We start from the raw sequence: 18,375 nt of genomic DNA on the forward strand, positions 1-18,375 counted from the left end.
TGGAGCGATGACGCCATCGAACGCCAGCTCAGCCATATCGAACGAAACAACGTCCGGGCGGCGTATATTCACACCTCTAAACATCTGGATGAACGGCGGCTGATGGTGCAATGGTGGGCGGACTATCTGGATGCGAACCGGGAAAAGTCAATCACACCCTATGACTTCGCCAAACCACTGCGCGACAGAAAAAACCGCTAGTACAATTTGCAACCCGTTAATTTTCATCGGGAGAAAAACAATTAACGCTGTTCATTAAGTCTTGCTTTTTAAATAATCCGCCTGTCATCAAACAACGTCCACGATGATATTTCAGGGACTGGGTAACAGGAGAAGTGACATGACAGTGGCTGCATTGAAAACAAGCCTGATTCGTTTGCCGGAAGTACAACGCAGAACGGGTTACAGCAAGGCGTGGATCTACAAGCTGATTAGCGATGGAGAATTCCCGAAACAGGTCAAAATTGGTCCGCGTTCCGTGGCTTTTATTGAAGCAGAAATTGATAACTGGATCGCCCAGCGGATTGCAGAATCGCGGGCGGCATAACACAGAAAAGACGATGACATAAGACACGTAACATAAAAACACAACGCCCCGAAGTGCGGCAAACACTGACAGGGCGTTTCACCAATAACCATTCGTAAGGTAAAAAATTATGGCTGATACACAGCATACCCAAACTCGTCCCAAATTTACAGTTCAAAAAACATCAGGCAGCCAAAAACCGCTTGATCTGATCCAAACCGTCAAAACCTCGGCTATGTATTCCTGGCAAAATCTGCTACCTACCTGTGGTATTGATATTCCCACAAAAGGTAAACATGGCGCTTGTCCCATCTGCGGTGGTACTGACCGTTTTCATTTTATCGATGATCACCATCATGGCAACTGGCATTGCCGTCAGTGTGACGCCCCAAACTATGGCGATGGACTGGATTTAGTGGCAAGAATCAAGGGGATCTCTGTTACTGAGGCGGCAAAAGTTGTCGCTAATGTACTGGCGCTACCTTTGCCAGCCTCCAAGCCAGCCAAAGAAACCCATTATCCAACACTACCGATTACCGAAAGAGTGGCGGTACTGATGGCGCAAACTGTCGCCGGGCAATCGCCCTATCTGACTGCAAAGGGTCTGCAACATCTTGATCAGCGGCTACTGTTTGATAATTCGACAGTGCTGACACTGACAACACTGGATAAAAAAATCACCGGTGCGCAGATTATCAAACCCAATGGCGAGAAAAAATTACTGTCTGGCAGCCAGAAGAAAGGCGCGTTTATTGCTTTGTCAGAACTGGAAGCATCCTCCGATACGGTGATCATTACCGAAGGTTACGCCACAGCCCTGACCATTACCCAGTTACATCAAGGTGCCGTTCTGGCGGCACTGGATGCAGGCAACTTATTTTCTGTCACCAAAGCTGTTCGGGAACGCTGGCCGGACGTAAAAATCATTATTGCGGCAGATAATGACTGGCATAGCCCTGGCGAACTGGACAAGCACGGCAAACCCAAAGTAAATATCGGCAGGATCTCAGCAGAGAAAGCAGCGCTGACGGTGAATGGCTGGATCTCGTTGCCACCAACAGAGTACAAAGCCGACTGGGATGATTATCGCCAACAACATGGCACGGAGACAGCACAACAGGCATTCAGTCAGGCGTTATATCAGGTGAGGGAACCGATAAATAGTGATGCAATAGAAACCCGTCGTTATGACAATGTTGAAAGCCTCTATCCAAATCGTAAAACAAAATTACCCCTGTCAGTTGGCTCTGAGGGCTTTGATGCTCAGTTAGACTACGTGGTTAAGGGCATTATTCCGGCGCATTCCCTGTGCAGCATTTACGGGGCGAGCGGATCATACAAAAGTTTTCTGGCGGGAGCGTGGGGTTGTCATATTGCCACAGGTAAGGCATGGGCAGGAAAACAGGTTGCTCAGGGTGCTGTACTGTACGTGGTTGGTGAAGGTGGGATTGGTGTGCCCCGGCGCATCAAAGCATGGGAAATCGTCAACGGTCAAACGGTTGAAAATATGTACCTGATCAATACGCCGGTATTTCCGGCCTCTCCTGCCGAAGTGCATGAACTGGTGATTGCCGCCCGGCAGGTTGAAGCTGAAACAGGCCAGCCGGTGCGCCTGATTATTCTGGATACCCTCGCCCGCTGTTTTGGTGGTGCGGATGAAAATGATTCAAAAGATATGGGCGCGTTTGTCCGGGGCTGTGATGAACTGAAAGCCAAAACAGGGGCAAGCATTCTCGTGGTTCACCACTCCGGCAAAGACGAAAGCAAAGGCGCGAGAGGCTCCAGTGCCCTTCGCGCCGCGTTGGATGTTGAATACAAGATCAGCCGGGAAGGGAAAAAAGGTGGCTCACTGGTTATCACCTGTACCAAAATGAAAGATGCCGAAGAACCGGAAACCAAAGCCTATGATATGCGCGTGGTGGAGCTTTTTACCGATAAAGACGGTGAAGAGATTACGTCACTGGCGCTGATTGACAGGCCGCGTGATCCGGTTGAAGAGGAAGACATCGATCATGTCGCCAATAAAACTGATAACCACACAGCCTTGTGGCAGTGTATCCGGTCGCGCACGGCCCTGAAAGAACCTTGCAGCATTGCCCTTGTGCGTGATGATTTAAAATCGATGGGCGTGAATGTGAAGAATTTCAGCCGTTGGTTAACCAAGTTAGAACAGGACGGGATGATTACCCGCCACGGGCAGGAACTCACGATTATTAACCGGAATAATGAAGATTAAAAAGTAAGTCAGAAAGTGAGGAACGGTGAGGAAAGGGATTTTACTGCTCACCGTATTCCTCACTTTTCTCGCATATATACGGAAAAAGTGAGGAGCACAAAAAGCATTGATTTTTAAGGATAAAAAATTATCAATTCCTCACCTGTTTTCACAGTGAGGAAAATAAAAAGTGAGGAGAAAAATGAGGAGCAGATGAGGAACTATTTTTTCTGGCAGGTGTTTTTCAGCTCTCCGTGCTACCGGGTTAATGTATTAGCCCGGTATCACGGAGATGACAAGCGCAGCGCGTCAGTGTGAATTTAATTCGTTGTATTACGTGAAATTGAGATGACGTAATAATCTGATTTTATTTAAGAAGAGACGTTAATCACAATTTTTCTGATGTTCTTTTATTCGTGGTTGTATGTATAAATAATTCTATTATATTCTGCTCCTCATTGTGCCAAAAACGTGCAATGGTAATTTTATTATTAAATTATTTTTACTATTTAGGTGGTAAATAAGGATTGATACACCAAAAAATTATGGAGAGTACAAATGAGCAGGGTAATGGATAAAATCAATCAACTGCTTGATCGCTCAGGTTTAATATTCACACTAATTACAGAAAATTTACCCGAACAAACGTTCGCAGTTGTCGATTTTTCTCTGAATGAAGCGCTATCGACCCCCTTTCGGCTGGAAGCCACACTGACCTGTAAAACCCCTGAAATTGACTTTGCCGATGTCCTCGACAGAAATGCCGCTTTTGCCGTACATCGCAACGGGCGAATTGAGCGGCAAATCACCGGCATGGTGACGCATTTTTCACTGCAATCAACCGGACGCCATCAAAGCCACTACCATATCACTATTCAGCCCCCTTTATGGCGCGCATCCTTACGGGTTAATAGCCGGATTTTCCAAAATCAGTCTGTTATGGATATTGTGGAATGCCTGCTCAGAGAAAATGGGGTACGAAACTTTTTCTTTGCGCTCGGTTACAAACATCCGCCGAGAGAATTTTGTGTTCAGTACGATGAAAGCGATCTGGCTTTTATTCAACGCTTGTTGGCTGATGAGGGCATTTTTTACTATTTCACATTCGATCAGGATCAACACGAACAACGCATTGTGTTTCACGATTCCTGCCTGTCACTTAATCAGGTGATTACTGTCCCCTATCGCCCGGAAACCGACGTAACGGGAGAAACAACCTGTATCCGCCAATTTAGCTGGTCAGAACGCGTTGGTGTTGCCAATATCACGACCAAAGACAGAACGTTTAAGAACCCACGCTGGAATCGGGAATTCTGGTATGAAGGGCGCAATCTTGACAATCAGCGAAGACTGAACAGCTATCACCATTACGATTTTCCCAGCCGCTATAAAGATGATGAGTTAGGACAACGGGCAAGTCAGTATCGTCTGGAATACCTGCGCCGGGACACTCAGCTTGGTAACGGTCAGGGTGACTGTTTTGCCATGTGGCCGGGGCAGTTATTTAACCTGATGGATCACCCCAGAGAAGCTTTTAATGACCAATGGCAATTAATTCAGATAACCCATTCAGGTCAACAGCCACAAGCCGATGAAACCCAGTCAGGCGGTAGCGGTACATGGCTATCTAATCAATTTACCTTCACCACCCGCAAAAACGCTTACCGACCTTCCCCCTACCCGAAACCCCAAATGGAAGGCCCGCATATTGCCACGGTTGTTGGGCCGGAGGGCGAAGAAATCTTTTGTGACGAGTACGGGCGTGTCCGTATTCAGTTTGACTGGGACAGATACGGTGCATTTAATGACCGCAGTTCTTGCTGGGTACGGGTCAGTCAGGCTTGGGCAGGGCAATTAATGGGCATGATTGCCATTCCCCGCATTGGTCATGAAGTCTTGGTGGATTTTGTCCACGGTGATCCCGACCAACCGATTATTGTCGGGCGGGCTTATCACGCCAATAATATTCCGCCCAACCGCCTGCCCATGGCGAAAACCCAAATGTCGATCCGTTCGAAAACCCATAAAGGCGAAGGGTTTAATGAACTGCGCTTTGAAGATGAAAGAGATCGTGAAGAGGTCTTTATCCACGCCCAGAAAAACCTCGCCATTCAGGTGCGCAATTCACGGGGAGAACGCATTAATTATGACCGCACAACCAGCATTGGTCATGACGATGAACTGGTGATAGCCAATAACCGCAAGGTGACCGTAGAAGGTCAGCAGGATCATAAAACCACAGGCAATTATATTGAGCAGATTGACGGTGACCGCTCATTACAGCTCAAAGGCGATCTGGCTGAAAAAATTCAGGGAGTAGTCAGTGTGGATACACAGGGCGATCTCACCCTGCAAAGTGGCAGCAAAATCACCCTGAGTGTTGGTGGAAATTTTGTTGTGCTTCACGCGGGCGGTATTGATATCAAAGGCGCGGCGATTAACCTGAACTCCGGTGGCAGCCCCGGTGATTTACTGGCACCGGCTAACCCCGCCATCCTGCTGGCCGCAGCAAGCGAAGGCTCAATGTTTGTCGCCCACTGCCCAATGAAAGAGAAGGAGAAGCCCGAATGAGTCAGGAAAAACTCTACGCCATTATTGATGGTGCCGCAGAATCTGATCTGTTTTTAATGCTGGAGCGCTATGACCCGCCTTCCGCCTGTCTTTATGGTGAACCCCTCCAGCCAGAACTGGTGAAAATTGCCCCTTATCTGGTACAGGTCAATGAAGAGGTTAAAATTTGGCTGGAATGCCGCAAAACCCCGTGGGGAATTTTCGTTTACAGCGAAGCGGATATGAAAACCGTGCGCCAGCATTTACGAAAATACCTGCAAGTATTGCTACCTCAACAGGAAAAACCGGTCTTTTTCCGTTTTTACGATCCGCGCAATATCTGGGATTTCCTCGGTGTATTGAGTGACTGGGAAGTGCATTGTTTTTTGGGACCCATCACCCGGATCACAACGCTTTACCTTGAAAAAGAACGCACGGATAACTTTGCCAAAATCAGAGAACCTTTTCCTGTTAATGCCAAGGGGAGATATAAGATTTTTAAAATCAGTGAACAACAATATGAATTGATAGAAATAAAGCAAAAAGAAAAGTATTTACAAAAACTTGATTCTATTTTGCTATCTGAATTAGCAGAAATAAGAAAAAGTATCAGTATCAATAATTCATTATCATTTTTGAATTTTTTCTATGATTATCTTATTTCTGAAAAAATAACAGACACTCGCTCTATAGAGGGAATTCTTAAGAAAAATATCAGAGAAGATGATTTTGATATTGATGAATTTGATAAATCCATTTTAACCAAACTGGCTGATGATGGGACTCCCGGCTGGTATAGGGCTAAGAAATTTATTCTTAATATTTAATAAAATTTATCTGTATATTGAAATTAATTCGGGAGAGAAACAGTATGGGAAATGCCGTCAGAATCGGTGATATAGGCACAAAGCATGGTGATTGCCCAGCAACACCTGTTATTACTGGTGCCAGCAGTGTGAAAGTAGATGGTTTATATTTAGCCAGACAGGGAGATACTTTAGAATCACACTCATCACATTCACGGACAATAGAAGGGGGTTCTGGCTCTGTATTTATTGAAGGAAAACCTGCCGCTAGAACAGGAGATGCTGTTGATTGTGGCGGTGTTGTTATTGGTGGAGGCAGTGTAAATATTGGCTGAGGATACTTGAGAAAGCACATATAAATATACTTTGGTTCACACAAGAAAAGAACTCAGTTTATGAACTATATTTAAACAGCACTTATTGCTTAAACTCTATTAATTTACAGTCAAAAGGAAGAATAAATGGAACCTATCAACGAAAAGGAAAAAACACTGTTAATAGCACTTAATGATAATATCTGCTTTAACAAAAAAGAGGAATTAATAAAAGAATTATCTAAGCATGATGAAAATAACACATGGAGTGCTGGTAAAGCCTGTGCAACATGTCCACCTCCAGAAGCGAGAGATGATTTTATTAAACATGTATTAAATCAGATCCCATATGTTAATGATGATGGTTTTTTTAAAAATACTGATATAATTCAAGATCATGTTAGCGATTTAGAACATGGTAAAATGAGTACAGTACATGCTATAGTATTACATAGGACTGGAGGATCAAAAATGTCACCAGCTATATCATCATTCAAATCAACTGGTATTGGAACACATTTTATTATAGATAAAGATGGTACAATAAAACAAACAGCCAGCTTAAAACAACATACATATCACATAGGAAGAATAAAATCTAAGTGTATGGCAGAAAATAATTGCAATACTAATGAAACAAAAAAAATAAGTGGTTTTGGATGGAATACAAAAAAAATTCATGATCATGAAAAATTAAAAGAATATCCTGATAGATATCCTATGAATACTGATAGTGTAGGAATTGAAGTTGTTGCAGCTTATAACAAGACATCTAAGTCTTGGGATCAAGCTACTACACAACAAAATGAGTCAATTAAAAAATTGATCAATTTACTAAAATGTAATTATAGTTTAGGTGATAGTGATATATATGAACATGATAAAATATCTTATAAAACAGAGGGTGAAGGTGCTGATCTTTACTCTAATAATATTTAGCCCTTATACTTATTCAAAAAACAAAGTAGAAATAATTAATGTAACAGGGTTAGAGATAACAAATAGCAATGATAAAGATATTATTAATGTATGCAAAAAATGGAAATTAAGTAAAAATGATATAAATAATATTTTAAGTATTAGCAAAGAATATGATTCTTCTCCATATATTTTATTCTATCAAACTCCATGTGACATAGTTGGAAAAGCAAAAATAGGCAATGAAATATGGGAATATTATATAAATGGTGGAGGAATGATTACTCTCGTAAAGGATAATAAGGAAATTTTCTTCGGTTGTGAAGCAAAACAATGTGCTCCTTTCTTTATTTTGCCTTTTGATGGTATGAATCCATAACAAAAACAGATGGTCAAAATTAAATCAAATATTCAATTTTGACCATCTGTAATTCAAATCACAACCTTCATTGCCACAACTAAAAAAATCAGTTAATCTAAACTTGTTTAAATCGCTTTTTAGCGACAATAAAAAAACTCCTGTAGCCTGAAAGGGAGAGCAAACATTGCGGTACATCTGCGCACTTTTGGAAGCAGATATCGTCGGATAAATAACCAATGTATCGACGATGAAAGTTTCCCGGTTTCTTTATGCACCGGCTTATCACACACATAGGGCAGTAACCTTGCCACGTTCACCTTAACCATTTTACCTTGCACGATCTTTACTCACGCTTTGATTTACGCACGAAAAACGTCCCGAAAACTACGCGGCGTCACTTGCGTTGAAGCGAAGCGATTACCAAGTGACGCCGCCGGGCGGCAAACGTCCAGAGCACGTACAGTCTGGCTTTACGACCTATTTGAACCCCGTTTTACTCAGTGTCACCATTTTTCATTGGCATTTTTCTGCCTTAATTCACTTATTTCATTTGTTTTTCACACACAGCCTTGTAAAAGGCCGATGCAGTAAAGAAAGGAGATATCACACGTCACGATTAATGAGGCGTTCACCCTGAGTAACATCAGACACTGAACGGGGAGTATTTCATCGCCGTGCTGAGCACGCAGCGAACTCCTGCAAAAACTCAACATAACCCTCGCCCTGCTACACATTATCTGACGCACCACGGAACGGTGAACCTGAACCGACACGCAGGGAAAATGTTTCTAAATGAGTAAAATTAGTCTGAAAATCACAGGAGAAATGCGGGCAGCGAAGCGATCAAGAACGAGAACAAACAACAAAGATTGATTTAGCCGTCCGTATTCTCTCCTGAGTTTATGTGCTCTTGAGAGGAGTTATAGTCGTTAAACTTAGCCGTTCAGTTATTGAGTAAGCTAAAACAATCAGTTAAAGTATTCCCGCCATTAGCAAAATCTAGTGGTCGGGGATTCGCAACCCTGTAATGATCAACCCACTGGTAGGATGTTTCTGCCAGTGCGCCTGCGTTCGCCTTTTCTATGGCGGTTCAGGCAGGGGAGGCTTCGGCCTCGCCGGATTGGTTGATCTCCGGTATTGCGAACCCTGCTTGAATCGCCACCATCAATATTAATTAATGGAAGGGGTAGCAGGAATGAATAACAACAATATTCAAAATGACTGGCATCAGGCCGATATCATCGCCGCATTGCGCAAACGCGGGACAACCTTAGCAGCGGTTTCTCGTGAGGCAGGACTCAGTTCATCGACACTGGCAAATGCTTTCAGCAGACCGTGGCCGAAAGGTGAATGGATCATTGCAGATTATCTTGGCATCCATCCCTCAGAGATCTGGCCTAGTCGTTATTTCGATTCTCATACCGGAGAATTATTAGAAAGGAAAGCCCGCTCTAAGCCACAGGAATAACCCGCTGTAATTTGTGATAGATGTCATAAAAATGAATATTTTTTATCTTAAGCCCTGAGCGTGAAATGGCAGCCGAATTTGACCATTTTTAACCCTCACGGCTTTTTTGCTTTAAGATGACTGAAAAGCACATAACTAGCGATATAAATAATAAAAATCAGTCAGATATAGAAGAAAAAGCAAACAAAAAAATCTGGGGGCATTAAAAGGGGCATAAAAGGAAAGTCAGGTTATAGACTTTGATTATTCAACACGTTATAATGCTTTTCGATTCCGCCTCCGGCACCACGATTTTAAAGCTAATTTGTTGAATGCTATCAGATAATTAACAAATAAGTTAAAACTTAGGGCTGTTAATAAAATGCTAAACAATTGGTAGCTTGGTTTGCATACTCAGTGTTTAAAAAAGCCGTAAATAAAGCATACAGGGTGCCTGCATTTGCAAGCACTCTTTTTTCGTTCAGGGTAATGATTTCAGTAATTGATTCTGATGTCAAGTAAGGTCAAAACTTTACGGGATGCAGGATCGAAACCAACCATTTTTTATACCATCAATGTTGATGCAGGGCTGTTCACTCACACCTCCTCTTCAATCCTGTCTGAGACCTGCCCTGTTTTTTTACCTGATGTTATCCTTACACCGAAATATCCAGATATATCGCCAGCTCATTCTCCAGCGTTTTACCCGCGATTTCCATATCAATATCAATATATTCCAGGGTGGTGGTCAGACTGCGGTGCCCCAGCAGGCTTCTGACCAACTGCAGATTACGGTCCGGTGCTTTCATCAGTTCCGTTGCCAGCGTGTGACGAAAACGGTGAGGGGAGATATCAAAGCCACATTCCCGTGATAACCGATTAAAAAAAGAACGGATATGCTGCTTTTCTTTATCGTAATTGTACTGATAACTGATTGTGCGCCCGTGATGACGAAAACGCAGACGGGTTAAATCAAACAACGGATCACCGTCTTTTGCACCACAGGCTCTTGCTTGCCCGACCAACTGCGCCAACCGGGGTTTAAGCTGCCGGATCATCGGCACCCGCCATTCACTGTGGTTTTTGCTGCCTTCGACACGCAGGACAATATAATTGCCTTCCAGATTGATATCCTGCAACCGCAGGTGCAATAACTGGTTCTGGCGCATCCCCGTTAACCGGAAGGTGTCTAACACGGTCAGCCAGTACCCGGTCCGGTACAATGCACAACGGCCTCCCCGGGGAACGACCTGTCTTCTTTCCTCTTCCTCGTATTGTCTCATCAGCAGATAGAGATGAATGATCTGGGATTTACTCAGAATTTTCTTCTTTTTCTTCTCTTTTTTCACTGCCGCATCGTTAAACGGGTTTTCAGTGAGCGGCAGCAGTTTTCTTTCCATCACGAAATTAAAAATTGCCCGCAGGTGTGCCACCTTATTGTTCCAGGTATGACCGGATTGTTTCTTCTCCACCAACGAATGACGCCGCCACCGCAGCACATCCCGGTGAGTGACCTGCTCCGGTAATACCGCGTCGCCCATAAACCGGGTAAACACCCGCTTGACCTTGTGGTAGCTCCACTCGGAGGCCGGGCGTAACATCTGTGAGAAAAAATATTCCTCTCACAATTCATCCCAGCCCATTTTTTCTTCTGTTCCGTGCATCCTCGTTTTCCTGTTATCAATAACATAATCTGGCGGCTTAGTGGCAGAGCCATAAGCCAAAAAACTCGTCAAAAACAAATAACAAAACTAAATTGTTTCATTATTAATATCATGGCCGCTAATTCCCTGCGGGAGCAACGCGTTTGGGCTTTTTCCGTGTACGTTTGGATGATTTCAAATCGATATGATTATCATTTGCGTTAACTTGTTCTGAAACTTCATCATTTGATTGAAATAATGACAATAATGCCTGTGTATCATCATAAACGGGTTGATCGGCGGCTGATGGGGTTGCTGATTCGGGGATCGGCGCAACAACACCAGAATCTGTTGGTATTGATACTGAATCCGTCACCGGGCGTTCAGCGAGTCCAGCGGATTTCAGCAACGGTGACTGCACCTGCATGGCGGCGTCCTGAAGCAGTGCCTCAATCAATGGCATGGCAGAAGGATGACCACCCAGCCGTAACACCAGACACGTCCATGCCGCCGGCACCAGAAATAACCAGCTCACCGCCTCTTCCGGCAATAAACGCGTTGCTATCATGGCTTCCAGCGGTGCCGATAAATCAGGCGGAGACGACCGGAAACGAAAACGAAAGCGACGCTCGGGTGTCCACCATCCCGGCCGCCAGTAATGCCCGTCGTCCAGCTCGCCCTCCACTTGCCGCAGCAGCGGCAGGTGATAAAATAGGGCGGCCCAGAACACGACCGCCTGCCATAGGACACTCTGTGCGGCCTGCGTTTCCGGTGCCACACCCGGCGGTAGCAAATGCCCTTTCGCCAATCGCACGGCACAGGTGGTAAATTTCAGCGTCAGGTCGGCAAATCCCCCGGCCCCTGACCACTCCCCTTCCGGGGCGGCGGGTATTTGCTGAACGCTGCCCATCAATTGTTTAATTGGGGCAAGATAAAAACGCTGATACAGCCCTTCCGGTAGCGCACTGTTTTGCCATAATTGTTGCAGGCACTGGCGGCGCAGCGGGGTTGCCAGTAACACATCGACGGGTTGCGGCCGGAAATAGCCCCGGATATCATGAATGCCTTCCGGTTTTTGTTCGGGTGATTCGGGTGGGGTGGCAGGCTGACGGGTAAAATGCGATTTAAAACGCACAAACATGGTGTTTTCCTCCTTTTCAAATTTGGCTCAGTGTCGGTGAATCCCAATCTGAAACAAGGAGAAACTCTTTTTGCGAAAATGAAAATTAACCTGACTCGATTCACCCATTAACTGACTGACTGAATCAGCTTAATTTTCATCATAAATCAACATATTAATGACATTTAAAAACTGAAAAGCGCCCCGAAAGGCGCAAGTGGAAGAAAGAATAGTCAATGTGAAAAAAGGTTCATGCCGCTTGTTCATATTCCTGTAAACGCTGTGACCAGTTACCCAAGTAATGCGCGGGTGTATAGCGGGTTCGCTTACTGCCGCTATCATGCAAGGCATCCCCGATGGTCACTGCGGCCGGAATGCCGGTCAAGGAAAACTGGATGTAAGCCATCACCGCGGCCAGCGGGTCGATATCAACTGCTGACACCCACAGGCGGCATAACGGATCATGCCCTTGCTCTCTCAAGGCTTCGGCAGCGGCCAGTGTCATACAGCCCGCCCCACAAGCCGGCTCATACAGGGTTACAAAGGGTTTCTCCTGCAATAGTGCAGAGACATCCTGCAACTGCATCTCCGCCATCATTCTGGCCACTTCCCAGGGCGTAAAAAACTGATTGAGTACTTTATCCCCCAATCCCAGCTGCATAAACACACTGCCCAGAAAATCGCAGGGCGCCTGGGCTAATCCCAGTACCACATGAGAAAACAGCTGCACAATCCGGTCAACATCTTCCCGTTCGTACTTATTGATGGTTTTCAGGTAATACTGCTCCAGCTCCTCACAATAATGGTATTTATTGTGAATGGCGGCCATCGCACAATTGCAAAAATCCTGAAAAACCTGATAACGACGGTGGTCACGTGCCGTCTGGTTAAACAAAGAAATAAAGGCTTTCTGATAATCGGGTTGAGATGCCATCACATGTTTTCCCTGAAGAACAAAAAGAGAAAAAGGAAAACACATCCCGAAAAGGGAAAATGTTTCCCCTTTCGGTTGAAGTGAAGATAAAAAATAAATTAATGATGGGTTAAATAACGCGTTACTGCCCAATGGCAATGGCCGGCACAGGCAGGTTCACCGCCCGTTTGTCATCGTTGACCAGATAAAGCGCCGGCCGGTTCTCCCATCCTGACGGCCCGTTGCCGCTGTCCACATGCTCGCCCTGGTCATAGCAATCGTAACCTTTGAGGCTTCCTGACGGTTCGCTGTACCCGTGGCGGATTTCACAGTCAAACACCGATGACAGCTCGCCCATCAGTTCGGCCGAAGGGGGTGCCCAGGGGGAATCAAAGCGCACGGTCAGGCTGCTGACATGCCGTCGCTCCCAGCGGACATGGTGACCCAACGGCCATTCCATACCGTATTGCGCGTCGTAAAACTGCGCCGGAGTCGCGATGCCTTTCAGCAAGCCACTGTTGCCGTTAATCTCGGTGGCAAGGCGGGTCGGCATTATCATCAGCATATCGCAGGGCTGCGCCGATTCCGGATAAACACTCAGTTTATCCCAGCACGCGCCGATATCGATAGCTTCAGACCAGCCCACCATGCCAAACCAGTCGGTATACTGGCGGGTCAGGAGACGGGTGATAATGTCACGCGCCGGCGCCGGTACGCATTCCCAACGCAACAGGCTGAGACCCGACTGGCGGTACAGGTTATCGGTCCGTTTAATATTGTCGCTGTTTAACGGCACATTATCCTGCAACAACTTAAGCCACTGTTCAAAAGCCAGGTTCTGTGCCGTCGGTGCCGCCGTGCCGCACACCAGTGCCGGGTAAGGCGCATAGGTTTGCGGTTTAGTCGGTTTCAGTATCCCCGCACAGCCGGCCAGAAACAGCCGCAGGCTTTGCTGTACCGCCTGGCGGTAACGGGGGGTTTCTTCCCCGCAGACCCATTGTTGCATCACGTCAATACACACCGACTTACCGGTGATGTCCAGTTGATTAGTATACCATTCTGCCATGGTCAGGTTCCTCATTGGATGAATAAGCATAAACCGGAGGAGCCGCGCCATCAGGGCACCGCTCCCCCGATGGGTGATTGAAAAATGGGTTATTCGGACTGTGACCCGATGTCCTGACTGAGCAGCGTTTCGGTAATACCGCTGTCGAAAATCACCCTCAGTTCATCATGAATACCCAGATACGGTGTACTGCTCTGGATACCCTGTGCATTCAGCCGGGTTAAATCGTATTTATCCACCAACGCATTGATGGCTTCAAAGGGCTGGACGCCACTGGCCATCAGTTCAGCCACCGTGTCAGCATCACACAGTGCCGTATCATTCAGGTTCAGGCCAAAATGCCGTTTCAGCAGCGTGCCGGCAATCACCTGCCAGACGGTTAAACGTAAAGGTGCCATAGTGATACCTCACACATTAGACGCTGACTGTCGTGCTGTGCCGGAGAATATCCAGCACTTCACGGCACTCGTGATAACGGGGTGAAACCCCATGCAGCGACAGTAAGTGCGCCTCATGCCACAATGCCCGGGCGGCCGGGATATTCTGCCAGCCCTGCTCAAGTACCGCCAACTGGCACAACTGCTGTTGCCGTTGTGCCAGTGACAGGCGCTCTGAGGCCAGCGTCACCGGCTGTGCCCAGACAATTTCGTCATAAAACCGGCCACCGAGCACTTTTCTGTCCCCGGCGTCATAAATCATCACGGTCAGCGGAAAAAAAACGCCCTTCGTTTGATGAGATAACGTTTCCGGTACCGGCCAGTCACCCAGCAGATGGATAACTTTCAGCCGCTGCACCGCTTCGGTTACCGAGGCCGCTTCGCACACGGTCAGGGTTTCTTCCCGCAGTGATTGCCTCGCTTGCGGGTGTTGCATCAGACCAGTGACCTGCACGGTAAAAATGTCTTCATGGAATGTCGTCCCGGCTTCATCTGATGCCGGTAAAAAAATCGGGTTCATCGGTATTTCCTTAACTGGAGGTCAAATAAAGAAAACACCCGCCCGATACCGGGAAGGTGTTTTCGGTTCCCTGGTCAGGCGCTTAAGAAAAGGGTTAACAGCATCATGGGCTGATAACGTCAGTGAGAGTGATTATTTTGATTTTCGATTAATGACGGGCTGATAAAGTCCTCGTGGGGTCCCAATGTCATGACTGACCCTATCAGCGCGTTTTCCGGATGCTGATCCACATATTCCCGCAATTCGCGAAACCGACAGGCATCCGCATTCGGTTCATTCAGCGCAGCGATACGGGCAAGCACGATTGACGTCACCGCCAGCCCGAAGGCATCAGCAGACAGCGTAACGGTTAACGCACTGTCCGGCAGACAGACAGAATACGAGGCGGCGGATGTCGGCACCATATAGGTCAGCTGTTCAGAAACATCCCGCCTGTCCCAGTATTCATACCGGTATTCACCACATAAATGCGCGGCGGTATTGGCAATCAGAAACCCCAGAAATAACCGCTCCAGCGGTTTTTTACCGGGAAATGCCGCAGACAGCGCAGGACTGTCCAGCATGATAAGGTCACTTTTTTGCATCATGTTCTCCTGTCAATAAAAAAGACGGAGAACACCCTGCCCGACGGGAAAAATGTTCCCCGTCCGGGTGACTGGCATCGTGCCAGGGTAGATTAAATTATCGTCATGCTCCCGCTAAACCTAAAGCCGCCCGAATACACGGGGCCTGGGGATGTTGCAGCGCGTATGCCCGCAAATCACAAAACCGTTCAGCGACTTCATCCTGCTTCATCAGTGCCGTCAGATAGCCCAGTACGCTCAGGGTGACCATCAGCCCGAACGTATCCGCGGATACTTCGCCGTTAAAGTCAGTGGTCTCGATTTTGACTCCATACGTGTCAGCGCGGGTCGGCACAGCATAGGCAATGTTGTCGGACACTTTCCGGCACTGCCAGGTATCACACCGGTAATCCTCACACAGCGTGACTGCCGCTTTAATGACCGTGTGTTCCAGCAGTATCAGTTCAAGGGGACTACTTCGCGGAAAGACGTCCGCAAAAGGGGACAATTCAGACGCCGGTACAGCATGCACCGTTGTCCTGGTTTTGTTTTGTTGCATTGTGGACTCCTTAAAAACAACGGAGAACACCTTGCCCGACGGGAAACGTATTCCCCGTTGGGTGGCTGGCGTCATGCCAGGGTGGATTAAATAACCTTCATCATCAACAAAAAAGATGATATCTGCTTCCAAAGGTGGGCAGATGTACCACACAGTGTGTACTCCCTTGCAGGCTACGGGAGTGTGGGTGTCGCTGCCCGAAGGTGATCCTCACAAGCGACCAGATCATCAATAAACTTTTCTACGCTAATCAATCGAAATAATAAGGTCAATGGGTAATTCATTTTCCGGGACAGGAAATAATGTCAGAAGCGCGATGGCATTATTTGAATTGATTAGAATACAATCTAGCCGTTCCAATTTTATGGTGTGATCAAATCAGGCAACTTGCTCTAACGCACTTCTGGACAAAAGCGATGTACCAAATAAGACTCGATCCGACACTATTGATGATCTGCGAAATCTAATCAAACAGTCGGCTTTGGGCACAGACTGTGTAAAAACCCTTGATCACCTTTTGGTCTAAATACGATGTACTTATGATCAATGGGTCTTAGCTACCGATCCAATTTCAAAGCCAAGTCCAGTCCAGTATCATCAGATTGGTAAGCATAATCATGGAGATTCTGGCCTGTCTCACCATATTACTGGTCAATCAAGGCATCAATCCACGCTCTTTCCAGAACTCATGGACGACTTTGTTAGCGAAGATAACCCAGTGCGAGTTATTGATGTCTTTGTTGAACATCTAGATTGACTCGACTTAGGTTTTGAAAGCGTGAATCCCAAGTCAACTGGCCGTCCTGGATATCACCCTGCCACGATGCTCAAGCTCTGCATTTACGGTTATTTAAATCGAATTCAATCATCGCGACGGCTGGAGAAGGAATGCAACCGCAATGTCGAGTTAATGTGGCTGCCTGAACGTTTATCTCCCGACTTCAAAACGATTGCAAACTTCAGAAAGGATAATGGTAAGGGAATTAAAAACGTTTGCCGTAAATTCGTCGAGTTATGCCGACAACTCAACATGTTTGAAGATGCCGTGTTCGCTATTGATGGTAGTAAATTCAAAGCCGTCAATAATAAATCCCAAAATTACACCCCCAGTAAAGTGCAGTTTCATATCGAGCGAGTTGAAAAAAGTATCGAGAAATATTTAAGCCAGATGGATGCCAAAGATGAGAACGAAAAAGAGTCTGAGCCGACCGTCGCAGCATCGAAATTAGCCTGGCTAAAGCAGCGCTTGGTTGAGCTAAAAGCACTCGAAAAACAAGTTAATGAGCATCCGGACAAACAGATATCACAGACGGATCCTGATGCCCGCTTGATGAAAACACACCACATGGAAAGACAAGTCTGCTACAACGTGCAAACGGCGGTCGATACAAAGCACCCTCTCATCGTTTGCCACGACATCGTCATGACAACAGACCGAGGTCAACTGACATTAGTTGTCGAGCAAGTCCAAAAGGTTTTGGGGAAGAAATCTATTACAGTGTTAGCCGACAAAGGCTACTTCAGTCGAAATGATATCAAAGACGCTCATGATCAAGGCATCACGGCGAATGTGCCCCAAATTGATACTTCAGGTTCGGAGAGCAAAGGCATTTTTAACAAGTCTCTCTTCAAGTACGACAACGACAGTGATGTATACATTTGTCCGGCGGGTAAAAGGTTACAAAAGCGAATGAAGGTCATGGAGAAAGGTGTAGAACGGGATGTTTACTTCAACAATTTAGCGTGCAATGAATGTCCAATCCGATCTCAATGCACCACATCAAAGAAAGATCCCCGTCGCATAAGACGATGGACACATGAATCGATTATTGATGACAGGCAAAAACGGTTGGACGAGAATCCGGAATTCCCGGTGATAAGGAAACAGAGTGTTGAGCATCCGTTTGGCACGATAAAAATGTGGATGGGAGCAACTCACTTTTTGACTAAACGCCTCAAAAATATGAGCACTGAAATCAGCCTCAGTGTTCTTGCTTACAACCTGAAACGTATGATGACCATACTGGGAACTGTCGGTTTGATGGCGTCCATCAGTCTGAGCTAAGTGATAAAGTCAGCTTAGTTTCACCCAAAATCTGCCCCAAACGCTCAAGGCACGCTGCTTTTAAATGACTTCATATTACAAGCCACCCATTTGCATCAGAACATTGTGAATGTGATGAGCGCTAATCGGATGCTTAAATGCAACCCAAATCGATGTTTGTTGGATGAAATCACGATTTTTACACAGTCTGTGCCAGAAGCTGATAATGTCTTTACGAAGAAAATTGGGCAAGATCTAATATGAGATCTATCCGATTGTTTTGAGAAAATATCCGAGCTATAAGGCTCATTTGTCGTTCCAGCGATCATTACTAAGGGTTAGTTTATTAAAAACTAGTCAATCCACAGTATTG

Annotated in this window: 16 protein-coding genes and 2 pseudogenes; 10 read left to right on the top strand and 8 right to left on the bottom strand. The window is 46.1% G+C overall.

From position 1 onward, the window contains the following. The 9 genes and pseudogenes from PSI14_RS13095 to PSI14_RS13135 all read left to right on the top strand — a co-directional run. Positions 1 to 201: pseudogene (locus tag PSI14_RS13095) on the top strand (tyrosine-type recombinase/integrase); the annotation flags it as partial. A gap of 139 nt (positions 202 to 340) precedes the next feature. After that, the gene (locus PSI14_RS13100; protein WP_273571074.1) at positions 341 to 547 is read left to right on the top strand and encodes a helix-turn-helix transcriptional regulator; all 207 of its coding nucleotides are present in this window, start codon (positions 341 to 343) and stop codon (positions 545 to 547) included. A gap of 109 nt (positions 548 to 656) precedes the next feature. Beyond that, a complete protein-coding gene (locus PSI14_RS13105; RefSeq protein ID WP_273576311.1) occupies positions 657 to 2,762 on the top strand; it encodes an AAA family ATPase in 2,106 nt (701 codons plus the stop codon). A 537-nt stretch (positions 2,763 to 3,299) separates the two neighbouring features. After that, on the top strand, positions 3,300 to 5,312 hold the full coding sequence (locus tag PSI14_RS13110; protein WP_273576312.1) for a type VI secretion system Vgr family protein: 2,013 nt from the start codon (positions 3,300 to 3,302) through the stop codon (positions 5,310 to 5,312). Then, positions 5,309 to 6,118: a DUF4123 domain-containing protein gene (locus tag PSI14_RS13115; RefSeq protein ID WP_273576313.1), complete on the top strand. Its 810-nt coding sequence runs from the start codon at positions 5,309 to 5,311 to the stop codon at positions 6,116 to 6,118. The genes PSI14_RS13110 and PSI14_RS13115 overlap by 4 nt, the downstream gene beginning before the upstream one ends. A 44-nt stretch (positions 6,119 to 6,162) precedes the next feature. Continuing rightward, positions 6,163 to 6,432 (top strand): PAAR domain-containing protein, encoded by a 270-nt coding sequence (locus PSI14_RS13120; RefSeq protein ID WP_273576314.1) that lies wholly within the window; start codon positions 6,163 to 6,165, stop codon positions 6,430 to 6,432. A 126-nt stretch (positions 6,433 to 6,558) separates the two neighbouring features. Continuing rightward, positions 6,559 to 7,350, top strand: a complete 792-nt coding sequence (locus PSI14_RS13125) for a peptidoglycan recognition protein family protein (RefSeq protein WP_273576315.1) — start codon at positions 6,559 to 6,561, stop codon at positions 7,348 to 7,350. Then, positions 7,322 to 7,708 (top strand): hypothetical protein, encoded by a 387-nt coding sequence (locus tag PSI14_RS13130; protein ID WP_273576316.1) that lies wholly within the window; start codon positions 7,322 to 7,324, stop codon positions 7,706 to 7,708. Before PSI14_RS13125 ends, PSI14_RS13130 begins: the two co-directional genes overlap by 29 nt. A 1,177-nt stretch (positions 7,709 to 8,885) precedes the next feature. Beyond that, a complete protein-coding gene (locus PSI14_RS13135; protein WP_273576317.1) occupies positions 8,886 to 9,158 on the top strand; it encodes a helix-turn-helix domain-containing protein in 273 nt (90 codons plus the stop codon). Positions 9,159 to 9,793: 635 nt separating this feature from the next. On the opposite strand, the gene PSI14_RS13140 is transcribed toward PSI14_RS13135, so the two are convergent. The 8 genes from PSI14_RS13140 to PSI14_RS13175 all read right to left on the bottom strand — a co-directional run bounded on the left by PSI14_RS13140 (position 9,794) and on the right by PSI14_RS13175 (position 16,111). Beyond that, the gene (locus PSI14_RS13140) at positions 9,794 to 10,738 is read right to left on the bottom strand and encodes a tyrosine-type recombinase/integrase (RefSeq protein WP_273576318.1); all 945 of its coding nucleotides are present in this window, start codon (positions 10,736 to 10,738) and stop codon (positions 9,794 to 9,796) included. 181 nt (positions 10,739 to 10,919) lie between these two features. After that, on the bottom strand, positions 10,920 to 11,921 hold the full coding sequence (locus PSI14_RS13145) for a TraI domain-containing protein (RefSeq protein WP_273576319.1): 1,002 nt from the start codon (positions 11,919 to 11,921) through the stop codon (positions 10,920 to 10,922). 229 nt (positions 11,922 to 12,150) lie between these two features. After that, positions 12,151 to 12,834: an N-6 DNA methylase gene (locus PSI14_RS13150; RefSeq protein WP_273576320.1), complete on the bottom strand. Its 684-nt coding sequence runs from the start codon at positions 12,832 to 12,834 to the stop codon at positions 12,151 to 12,153. A gap of 121 nt (positions 12,835 to 12,955) precedes the next feature. Beyond that, positions 12,956 to 13,879, bottom strand: coding sequence for a DUF1281 domain-containing protein (locus PSI14_RS13155; protein ID WP_273576321.1), 924 nt, complete (start codon positions 13,877 to 13,879; stop codon positions 12,956 to 12,958). Between the two features lie 89 nt (positions 13,880 to 13,968). Next, positions 13,969 to 14,277: a TA system toxin CbtA family protein gene (locus tag PSI14_RS13160; protein ID WP_273576322.1), complete on the bottom strand. Its 309-nt coding sequence runs from the start codon at positions 14,275 to 14,277 to the stop codon at positions 13,969 to 13,971. 16 nt (positions 14,278 to 14,293) lie between these two features. Beyond that, positions 14,294 to 14,836, bottom strand: coding sequence for a hypothetical protein (locus PSI14_RS13165; protein WP_273576323.1), 543 nt, complete (start codon positions 14,834 to 14,836; stop codon positions 14,294 to 14,296). Positions 14,837 to 14,955: 119 nt separating this feature from the next. Beyond that, positions 14,956 to 15,420, bottom strand: coding sequence for an antirestriction protein (locus PSI14_RS13170; RefSeq protein WP_273576324.1), 465 nt, complete (start codon positions 15,418 to 15,420; stop codon positions 14,956 to 14,958). Between the two features lie 103 nt (positions 15,421 to 15,523). After that, the gene (locus PSI14_RS13175) at positions 15,524 to 16,111 is read right to left on the bottom strand and encodes an antirestriction protein (protein WP_273576325.1); all 588 of its coding nucleotides are present in this window, start codon (positions 16,109 to 16,111) and stop codon (positions 15,524 to 15,526) included. 478 nt (positions 16,112 to 16,589) lie between these two features. Between PSI14_RS13175 and PSI14_RS13180 the strand changes: the two are divergent. Beyond that, a pseudogene (locus PSI14_RS13180) lies at positions 16,590 to 18,023 on the top strand (IS1182 family transposase). The last annotated feature ends 352 nt before the right edge of the window (positions 18,024 to 18,375 follow it).

Origin of the sequence: Xenorhabdus anantnagensis (assembly GCF_028598555.1) — a bacterium.
Classification (GTDB): Bacteria; Pseudomonadota; Gammaproteobacteria; order Enterobacterales; family Enterobacteriaceae; genus Xenorhabdus; species Xenorhabdus anantnagensis.

Bases quoted from the DNA above. Each gene is read 5' to 3' on its own strand.
- PSI14_RS13145 (WP_273576319.1), bottom strand. From the start codon at position 11,921: ATGTTTGTGCGTTTTAAATCGCATTTTACCCGTCAGCCTGCCACCCCA.
- PSI14_RS13120 (WP_273576314.1), top strand. From the start codon at position 6,163: ATGGGAAATGCCGTCAGAATCGGTGATATAGGCACAAAGCATGGTGAT.
- PSI14_RS13110 (WP_273576312.1), top strand. From the start codon at position 3,300: ATGAGCAGGGTAATGGATAAAATCAATCAACTGCTTGATCGCTCAGGT.
- PSI14_RS13105 (WP_273576311.1), top strand. From the start codon at position 657: ATGGCTGATACACAGCATACCCAAACTCGTCCCAAATTTACAGTTCAA.
- PSI14_RS13140 (WP_273576318.1), bottom strand. From the start codon at position 10,738: ATGTTACGCCCGGCCTCCGAGTGGAGCTACCACAAGGTCAAGCGGGTG.
- PSI14_RS13165 (WP_273576323.1), bottom strand. From the start codon at position 14,836: ATGAACCCGATTTTTTTACCGGCATCAGATGAAGCCGGGACGACATTC.
- PSI14_RS13160 (WP_273576322.1), bottom strand. From the start codon at position 14,277: ATGGCACCTTTACGTTTAACCGTCTGGCAGGTGATTGCCGGCACGCTG.
- PSI14_RS13115 (WP_273576313.1), top strand. From the start codon at position 5,309: ATGAGTCAGGAAAAACTCTACGCCATTATTGATGGTGCCGCAGAATCT.
- PSI14_RS13155 (WP_273576321.1), bottom strand. From the start codon at position 13,879: ATGGCAGAATGGTATACTAATCAACTGGACATCACCGGTAAGTCGGTG.
- PSI14_RS13170 (WP_273576324.1), bottom strand. From the start codon at position 15,420: ATGCAAAAAAGTGACCTTATCATGCTGGACAGTCCTGCGCTGTCTGCG.
- PSI14_RS13150 (WP_273576320.1), bottom strand. From the start codon at position 12,834: ATGGCATCTCAACCCGATTATCAGAAAGCCTTTATTTCTTTGTTTAAC.
- PSI14_RS13125 (WP_273576315.1), top strand. From the start codon at position 6,559: ATGGAACCTATCAACGAAAAGGAAAAAACACTGTTAATAGCACTTAAT.
- PSI14_RS13100 (WP_273571074.1), top strand. From the start codon at position 341: ATGACAGTGGCTGCATTGAAAACAAGCCTGATTCGTTTGCCGGAAGTA.
- PSI14_RS13135 (WP_273576317.1), top strand. From the start codon at position 8,886: ATGAATAACAACAATATTCAAAATGACTGGCATCAGGCCGATATCATC.